Origin of the sequence: Trebonia sp., from assembly GCF_030042015.1 — a bacterium.
GTDB lineage: Bacteria > Actinomycetota > Actinomycetes > Streptosporangiales > Streptosporangiaceae > Trebonia.
Window position 1 is genome coordinate 1 of record NZ_JASIAL010000236.1, and the last position, 8,173, is coordinate 8,173.

Sequence of the window (8,173 nt, forward strand, 5' to 3'; positions counted from 1 at the left end):
TGCGCCGAGGCGGCGGGCGCGCGGGATGCCGCGCTGGCGCGCGCCCGGTCGCTGCGCGAGGACCTGGACGCCGCCAGGCGGGCCCGCACGCGGGCCGGGGACGAGGTGGGCAGGCTCACCGCCGAGATGGCGTCGGTACAGGCGGCGGTGGCGCGGGCGCGGGCGCGCTGGGGGGACCACGTGCCAGGCGGCCCGGCACAGGAGGAAACCGACGACGCCGCGCTGACCGAACGGCGGGAGACCTCCGCGCTCTGGGCGGACGAGGAGTTCGCCGCCGCGCGCACCGAGCTTTTCCTTGCCGCCCTCGCCCTGCACAAGACCCTTATCGCCGCCGAGGCGGGCACGTTCGAGCGGAACCTGGGCGCGCTGATCGACATGCTGTCCGCACCCGGCCTGGGCTGCCCGCCGGCCGAGGTCACGCTGGCCGCCTGGCAGTCGCTGTTCCTGGTCGTGCCGGTCGTCGCGGTGGCGTTCGCGTCCGTCGGCTCGCTGTTCGCCGGGCTCGGCCGCGGCTCGGTCGGCTGGCTGCTCGCCGAGCGGGCCGGGCAGGTGCCGCCGCAGCAGGTGCTCGGGGCGCTGTGGCGGGCCGAGCGCGCCGTGCTCGCCGGGGATCCGCTGCAGGCCATGCCGGCGGGCCCGCTGCCGTGGCGCGGGCAGCGGGCGCTCGCGTCGGCACTGGAGGTCGACGAGGAATGGGCGCCCGCCCGCAGCTGCGCGCAGCGGGTGGCGGACCGGCTTGCCAGGTACGGCACCTGGCTGCCGGTCGAGGCGCCGGACGGCTCGGGGCGCCTCTGGGTCGGCACCCCGTTGCGCGTGCACCGTCGCAGCGACCGGCCGATTGCCGACGCGTGCAACGAGATCGCCTACGACGGGCTGCTGACCTGCGGGACGCCGGAGCGGGAGGCCTTCCCCGGCACCGACGCCTGGTACGACGTGGGACCGGGCGCGGCCGGGGAGGTGCTGTTGTCGGTACTCACCTCGCTGCGCGCGGCCGGCGTGCCGGCCGCGGAGGTGCGCGTGGTCAGCCCGTTCCGCGCGGTCGCCGCCGCGGCCGCCCGGGTGTACGGCGCGGTGTTCGGCGAGGTGAGCGCCGAGGAACTCCGGACGCGGGTCGGCGCCGTCGAGGCGGTGCGGGCCGGGGACGTGGTCATTCTCGTGCTCGGCGGCGACGCCGGCCGACCGGACGCGCGCGCCGCCGTCAGCCGGTCGCCCAACCTCCTGAACTCCGCGATCGGGCGGGCCAGGCGCCGGCTGTACGTCATCGGCGACCGCGCGGCGTGGGCAGGCCAGCCGTACTTCGAGGTGCTCGCGCGGCGGCTGGCCGACGCGGAGCCCGCGCGGTGCAGCGGCGGCTTCGAGTCGCCCGGCAGCCTCGCGGGGTAACGCGGGATGCCTCAGACCGGGATCAGCTCCACGTGGACGCCCGCGGCGCGCGCGAGCCCGAACAGGTCGTCCGGGTCGGACGTGAGGATGTGGTCACCGTCCTGGGACAGGCATACCAGCGCCGCGTCGATCGCGTCCGACCTGCCGCTGCGGCCCAGCAGGATTCCCGCGCGCCGCCCCAGCCGGTCATCGAGCGGGGTGACATCCACGTTGGCCAGGAGCTGGGCGACCGTAACCTGTCTGCCACTACCGCCGCGCCATACCTGGGCGACCACCCCGCCGTTCGTAATCGGAGGGCGCCCCGAAAGCCGCTCTTGCTTCACCAGCGCCGCAATCCTCCGGTTTCCGCGTTCGACCGCGACGAACGCCCCCGCGTCGAGGATCAGCATCACGCGACTCCCGTCTGCTGAGCATCTCCCCGGCTACCGCGGACAACGATGGCCCGCTCCCGCGCCCACCGCTGCGCCGCCTCCATCTCTTCTTCGGTTATCTCACCGTGCTCGGCTTCGTAAGCTGCGATGAACTCGTCAAGACCGCGGAGCCTGCGGTCGTGCTCCACCTTCAGGCGTATCGCATCGTTCGCCCAGGCGCTGACACTGTCGGCATCACCAGCGGCGACAGCTGCCTGGATTGCTTCAGCCAGCTTCGCGTGGGTATTGGGTGGGATGAGCAATGGCACGCAGGGCGCCTTCAAGCGCGGCGAAGCTGACGCGTTCCTGCTCCAAGCGGATGGCAGGACCCAGGGCGCCGGCGGCGAGCGAGCGGTAGAGGTCCTGCTCGGCGGGTGACAGCAGGTCAAGGGCGGCCGCCGTCGGGGACGGCTCGGTCACCCACTGGGATTCGTGGGCGAGCAGCGTGGCGCGGTCCATCAGCATCGAGCGGGCGTGCGGGAAGCAGTGCCGCAGCCGGTTCAGGATCGCGAACCCGTGGGTGTCGACGTCGCCCCAGTAGACGATGTCGAGGCCGGCCAGCCAGTCCAGCGACTCGAGTACCTGCACCGCGTACCCGCCGCCGAAGATCGCGATCGCGTCCGCGGGGAGCGGGAAGGCGAGGTAGGTGATCTCGTTCTCCACGACGTAGGCGCGGGTGACCCCAGGCGGCGCGGCGGTGAACTCGTCCGCGCGGACGGTCAGCTCGGTGTAGGCGGCGCTTCCGGCCGGCGACCGGAAGCGCACGTAGCCCGGCTTGCGCGCGAACCCGTAGCGGCCCTCGAAGTCCGGGGCGCCCGAGTCGATCCGGTCCGGACCGAGCTGCAGGTCGAGCAGTTCGGCGAGCACGCCCTTGTGCGTGCCGATGAACTTGGTGTCCACGCCGGGCACGTCCACCTGGCGCAGGTACAGGCCGGGCGCCTGGCGCTCGTCGATCCAGCGCACGGTCGCGAGCAGGTGGTCCCACTCCCCCGCAAGGCGCAGCGCCAGCACCGGGCGCGCCTGGAGCCAGGGGATCAGCCGCGGGCATTCGGCCTTCGTCCGCTCGGTGAGTTCCGCGAGACGGCGGACCTCGCCGCGCTTGCCGAGCAGCGCCCAGGCCTGGTCGTAGCCATCGACCCACGCGCGGCACGGGATCGTGTTCGTCCCGATATGCCGGCCGCCGACCTTCTTGTACTCCACGCGCAGCGGCCCGCCGCCTGCCCGCTGCCATTCCGCGACCCATTCCCGCACCGCGGCAAGGCGCTCCCCGATCTCGGCCGGTCCCGGACCGTGCACTGGCACCGGGATCGGCACCCACTCCTGGCCGGCCGCGAACGCGGCGAGCAACGCGGCCCACTTCCTGTCCACCGCCGCACGCGCGTCAGCCGGGCGGGTCCACGGCCTTGCCACCTCAGGCCACCGCCGACGTCAGGTGCTCGCCGAGGACGTGCGCGAGCCGCCGGGCGTTGTACTCCTCGATGGTGAGCGTCTGCAGCCGGGAGTACCGGCTCGTCGGGTTGTCGACGAAGCCGACCGCCGACACGTAGGGCTCGATCACGTGGATCTTCTGCAAAGGGGTGACGATCAGCAGTTGCAGGCCGAGCCGCTCGAACAGCTCGAGCGCGAACCGGGTCGACTCATCCGATCCGCGTCCGAACGCCTCGTCGATGACCGTGAACCGGAACGTGCGCGACTTGGCGGCGCCCCACTCCAGCTTGAACTGATAGGCCAGCGACGCGGCCAGGATGGTGTACGCGAGCTTTTCCTTCTGCCCGCCCGACTTGCCTGCCGAGTCGGTGTAGTGCTCGTATTCGGTGTCGTCCTCGCGGAACCGCTCGGAGGCGCTGAACAGGAACCAGTTGCGGACGTCGGTGACAGCCGCTGTCCACTTCCGGTCCGCCTCGGTCTGCCCCTCCCGCCCCCTGAAGCGCTCTATGATGTACTTGACCTGCAGAAACTTCTGCTCGGAGTATTGGTCGTCGGCATTCCCCGGCGTTACGACGTCATCGGTGCACGCCCGCAGGTTCGCGCGGAAATCCCTGATCTCGGTGTTCGGCGTCTGCTGCGGCTCGATTCTGATGTACCGGCCCTTGTTGTAGTCGACGTCGACCAGGGACCTGTTGATCGTGTCGACCCGGTCTTTGATCAGCTCCGATTGCCGGTTCAGCTGAGCCTGGAAACTGGCGATCTCCCTGATCGTGTTCTGGTTCAGGTACGTCTTGAACTGCCGCTGGAACCGGGGCAGGTCATCGTCGGTGAGCCGCTTGTGCAGCTCCCGGTAGCCGCCGGCGGACTCGGCTGAGTTGTCGAGCTCGCTGGTCTCCACCGGGTACTGGCGGCGGAATTCGGCCATCGCGCCGACGACCCGGCTGGCCAGCCGCTGCCGTCGTTCAGCGCGCCTTTCGGTGATCGCCACAATCTCGTCCCCGGCGCTGTTCCGCGCGTCGTCGCAGGCGGCGGTGGCGCGCGGGGCTTCGTGCCCGGCCTTGGCCAGCAAGTCGGCGATGGCGGCGAAGTGCGTCCGAGCAGGCTCGCATCCGGGTTCGCCGAGGATGGCCCGCACCTCGCGCAGCGTGGACTCGGCGTCGGAGATGCTCTTCTTCACGCTGCCGAGCTCGCCGTCCACCTCCGACCGCTGCGTGTCCGCGGCTTCGATCTGCTCGCGGACATCCTTCAGTTCCGCATCCAGCCGGGCCAGTTCGGCGGAGGCCGCCTTCAGCTTCTCGTGCTCGTCCTTCAAATCCTCAATCCAGTTGACCACCGACTGGTAATCGATGTCCGCGAACTCACTGGTCTCCGCCAGGCCGGCCAGCACCCGGCCGCCAGTAACGGCGGCTCTCATCGCGGCCTCGTGCCGTGCCCGCTCCGCGTCCACCGCCGCGATGCGTTCGGCCAGCGTCGTGGCTCGCTTGACCAGCGCGTCGATCTTCCGCTCATTGGACCAGCCCAGCACGTACCTGCCGCGGTCGTCGATGCGGAAACGGTCGTCCTTTTCATGCCTGACGCCGCCCTTGATCTGCCCGGCCTTCGTAATTGCCCGGGCCGCTCGCCGGAACTCGTCCATAGTCTGGACGCATTCCACGTCGGCCCGGCCTGCCAGCTCACGTTCCAGCCACTGCCTGAACGGCGTCTCCTTCACGTCCAGCTTGGCGGCGAGCGTGTTCGACCCGTGGTCAGGCGGCGGTACCCGGCCGCCCTTGGCCAGATCGGGAACCCGGTAGTACACCACGCGCTCCTGCAGGTGGTGCCCGTCGATCCAGTCGGACACCGCGCGGTAGAAGGCGTCGGGAACCAGGATCGACAGCGCGAAAGAGTGCAGCAGGCGCTCCGCCGCACCCTCCCAGTCCGACTCCCCGGGGAGGACCGCGATCAGCTCGCCGGCGAACGGCAGCGAGTCGTCGTCAAGCCGCAGTTCCCGGCAAAGCAGCGCACGCAGGTCCAGCTGCCGTTTGGGGATGTTGCTCTTCCGCTCGCGCAGGCTGCGCAACTCCGCGTTGACCTCGGCGGCCTCTGTGTCCAGTTGCTGCCTGGCGACGCGCGCGTCGGTGAGCTTGTTCTGGCTGTCCGCGAGATCCTGATCCGCGGCAACGCGAGCGGCGTCGATCTCCCTGCGGCGGACCGCGAACTGCCCGGCAGTCTCGACCGGGGCCAAACCGGCCTCAGCGAGCAGCTCGCTGAACCGCTGCGCACGCTTGGCGCGGGCGTCGCGTGCCTGCTCGTTCGCCGCGATCTGCCCTTCGATCTCCGCGAGCCGGTTACCGCCATGCCCTGCCCGTTCGTCGCTCAGGCGCCGCTCGCGCACCCGCAGGTCCTTCAGCCGCTCCGTGAGATCGTCGCGCAGCGCAGTCAGCCGGGATCGTTCGGAATGAAAATCCGACAGCGACCGGTCCAGGAGCTCAGCCTTGAGGTCGGCGAAGTAGTAGCGCAGCGCCTCGCGCCTGACGGTCAGGTCCTTGATCTCGGCATCGAGGGCGTCGTAGGCGGCGCAGTCCTTGAGCAGCGGTGTGAGCAGCGCCAGCTGTGCCTGGGCGCGCTGGACGGCCTCGTGCGCCTTGGTCAGGTCATCGAAATGGGCGACGATGTCGGCCGTCGCCTGCGCCGCGTTGAACGGCTCGAGCATGTGCGCGCGGACGAAATCGGTGAGGTTGCCCACCGATTTCATCGAGACCGTCTGGTGAAACAGCTCCATGGCCTGCTCGGACTCGATGCCGAGGCGGCGCCGGAAGTCCCTGCCGTACGGAGGGAAGTCGTCATGGACCGCCACGCCGGTCATGGCCTTCAGCCGCTTGCGCAGCGCGGAGATGTCGGTGCCGAAGTCCGCGAAGTGCTCGCTGACCGACAGCGCGCAGTCGGCGACGACGAAGAACCGGTCGGGCTGGCCGGCGGCGTCGCCGCCACGCAGCCAGAAGACCTGGGCGAGCGTGACCGTGGCGTCGTAGCCCTCGTTGCCGAAAACGCCGAGGATGACGCCGAAGCTTGTCGCGTCGCGCAGCGGGACCGGCTTCGTCGTGCCGGTGACCTCATTGCGCTCGGACTTGTAGTAGCCGAGCACATAGGAACGCAGCGAGCGCTCCCGCGTCTCGGCACCGGCCGCCTTGTTATAGGAGATGCGGTTGGCGGGCAGCAGCAACGTGGTGATCGCGTCTACGATCGTCGACTTGCCCGAGCCGATATCGCCGGTGACCAGGGTGTTGCGCCCGTCAGCGCGGAGCGTCCACACCGGGCCGTCGAACGTGCCCCAGTTGCGCAGCTCAAGGCTGGCGAGCCGGAAGCCGCTGAGCCGTTCCACCGTCACCCGCCCTCTCCTTCGGCGCCCTCGTCTCGTCCGCCCGCGAGCGCCGCGGCGTATTCGGCGAGCTTCGCATCGAAGTCGGCGAGCCACTGGGCGTCGACGAAGGCCTTCAGGAGCCGGCGGACCTCGTACACCTGCTCACCGTTCTTCGCCTGGCGCAGGAAACCGAGCTGTTCGGCCTTGCCGATGTGCTCGTCGATCCGGTCGATCAGGCGCGCCTCGTTGCTCGTCGCGGGCATGAAGACGCGGATCATCTCGGCGATCTGCCCGCGGCTGAGCATCAGGCGGCTGTCCCCGCCCTGGGCGTCGAACTCGGCGAGCTTCTTGCGCAGCAGCGCGAGCAGCAGGCTGACGGGAAAGGACAGCGCGTGGCGCGGGATCAGCCTCGGCAGCTGCCGCTCGGGATCCTCGTCGGGGGGGCGCTGGCGCAGGAAGGCGTACCCCTCGGCCTCGTCGACGACGACCTGCAGGCCCAGCACGGCGACGTGATCCCGGACCTGCGGCTGCAGCTGCAGCAGCTGGTTCCACGCCCGGTCATGGGTGTCCCGGTAGACCACGCCCTTCATCAGCTGGGTGACGGCCACCGGCAGGTCGGGCTCGGTCATGCGGCACCCCCTGTCCGGCCGACTGTCCCTCCGGCACGGGCAAACGTGACCCCGGGCAGCCTCGCGGTCCTGCCGCGCCCGTCGTCGTCGGACCAGCTGACCTGCTCGGTACGCGTGTCGTCGTACACGATCGTGAAGGCGTCGTCGCGCAGCGACAGGTAGGTGACGAGCTCGGCGACCCCGTGCGTGAGCGGCGCGGCGGCGACAAGGTCGGCGAGGCGGATCTGCGGGACGCGCCTGAGCGCGGCGCGGACGGTGCCGCGCAGCGGGGCGGGATCGACGTAGACCTGCTCGAAGAGCACGGTCGGATCGGTCTCGTCGTCTTCCCCTGCGGGCCGGATGCCGCCGCTGTCGATCTGGGGCTTGCGCACCGGCGCGTAGAGCGGCCGTTCCATCGGCAGCGCGAGCTGCGGGGCGGGGGCGTCGATCTCCATCGTCAGGCCGCCGGCCGCGGCACTGTCGTCGCGGAGCTTCAGCGCGCGGGCCTCGATGTCGCGGAGCAGGTCGATCACCCGCCGGTTCTCGAACCACACCTGGTCGTCGAGGAACCTCCTGAGCTGCTCGCTGAGCTGCCTGACCGTCGCCTGGGTGCGTTCGGCGGCGTCCAGCCAGTCGTAGTGGACGTGCTGGAGTCTGGGGTCGCGCTCGGCCATGGCGCGCGTGAGCTCGTGGACCTTGGCCAGCAGGCCGGTCAGCTCCTCCTGGCGCGCCTGGGAGAGCAGGAAGTCGTGGAACGCCTGGAACGACCTGCCCTGGTCCGAGCCGGCGATGGACTCGCGGCTGCCAAGCACGTCGTCGAGCAGCTCGCCCTTGCCGCCGTGCCATCCGGTGATCTTCTCCCGCAGCTGCCTGTCCAGCCTCCTGAAGTTCTCCTCCACCTCGCGGAAGTCAGCGAGCAGCTCGCGGGCGGTCGCGGAGAACTGCTGGTAGCGGTCGCGCACCGCGCTGGAGTCGAGCATCGCCAGGTCGCCCGCGTCGATGCG

The 8,173-nt window shown here is 70.6% G+C and carries 6 protein-coding genes and 1 pseudogene; 1 reads left to right on the plus strand and 6 read right to left on the minus strand.

Translation table 11 applies throughout. The features are described 5' to 3' along the window. Positions 1-1,383: pseudogene (locus Q1N79_RS12275) on the plus strand (hypothetical protein); the annotation flags it as partial. A gap of 11 nt (positions 1,384-1,394) precedes the next feature. Here the strand turns inward: Q1N79_RS12275 and Q1N79_RS12280 are convergent. The 6 genes from Q1N79_RS12280 to Q1N79_RS12305 all read right to left on the minus strand — a co-directional run. Continuing rightward, a complete protein-coding gene (locus Q1N79_RS12280; protein WP_300608482.1) occupies positions 1,395-1,772 on the minus strand; it encodes a hypothetical protein in 378 nt (125 codons plus the stop codon). After that, positions 1,772-2,062: a hypothetical protein gene (locus Q1N79_RS12285; RefSeq protein WP_300608484.1), complete on the minus strand. Its 291-nt coding sequence runs from the start codon at positions 2,060-2,062 to the stop codon at positions 1,772-1,774. Before Q1N79_RS12285 ends, Q1N79_RS12280 begins: the two co-directional genes overlap by 1 nt. After that, positions 2,019-3,203, minus strand: coding sequence for a DUF3322 domain-containing protein (locus Q1N79_RS12290; RefSeq protein WP_300608486.1), 1,185 nt, complete (start codon positions 3,201-3,203; stop codon positions 2,019-2,021). The genes Q1N79_RS12285 and Q1N79_RS12290 overlap by 44 nt, the downstream gene beginning before the upstream one ends. A 1-nt stretch (position 3,204) precedes the next feature. Then, the gene (locus Q1N79_RS12295) at positions 3,205-6,588 is read right to left on the minus strand and encodes an ATP-binding protein (RefSeq protein ID WP_300608488.1); all 3,384 of its coding nucleotides are present in this window, start codon (positions 6,586-6,588) and stop codon (positions 3,205-3,207) included. Further along, entirely contained in the window at positions 6,585-7,190 is a 606-nt protein-coding gene (locus Q1N79_RS12300; RefSeq protein ID WP_300608490.1) for a DUF4194 domain-containing protein, read from the minus strand. The genes Q1N79_RS12295 and Q1N79_RS12300 overlap by 4 nt, the downstream gene beginning before the upstream one ends. Beyond that, a partial coding sequence (locus Q1N79_RS12305; RefSeq protein WP_300608492.1) for a DUF3375 domain-containing protein occupies positions 7,187-8,173 on the minus strand: 987 nt, incomplete at its 5' end. The genes Q1N79_RS12305 and Q1N79_RS12300, both read right to left, overlap by 4 nt.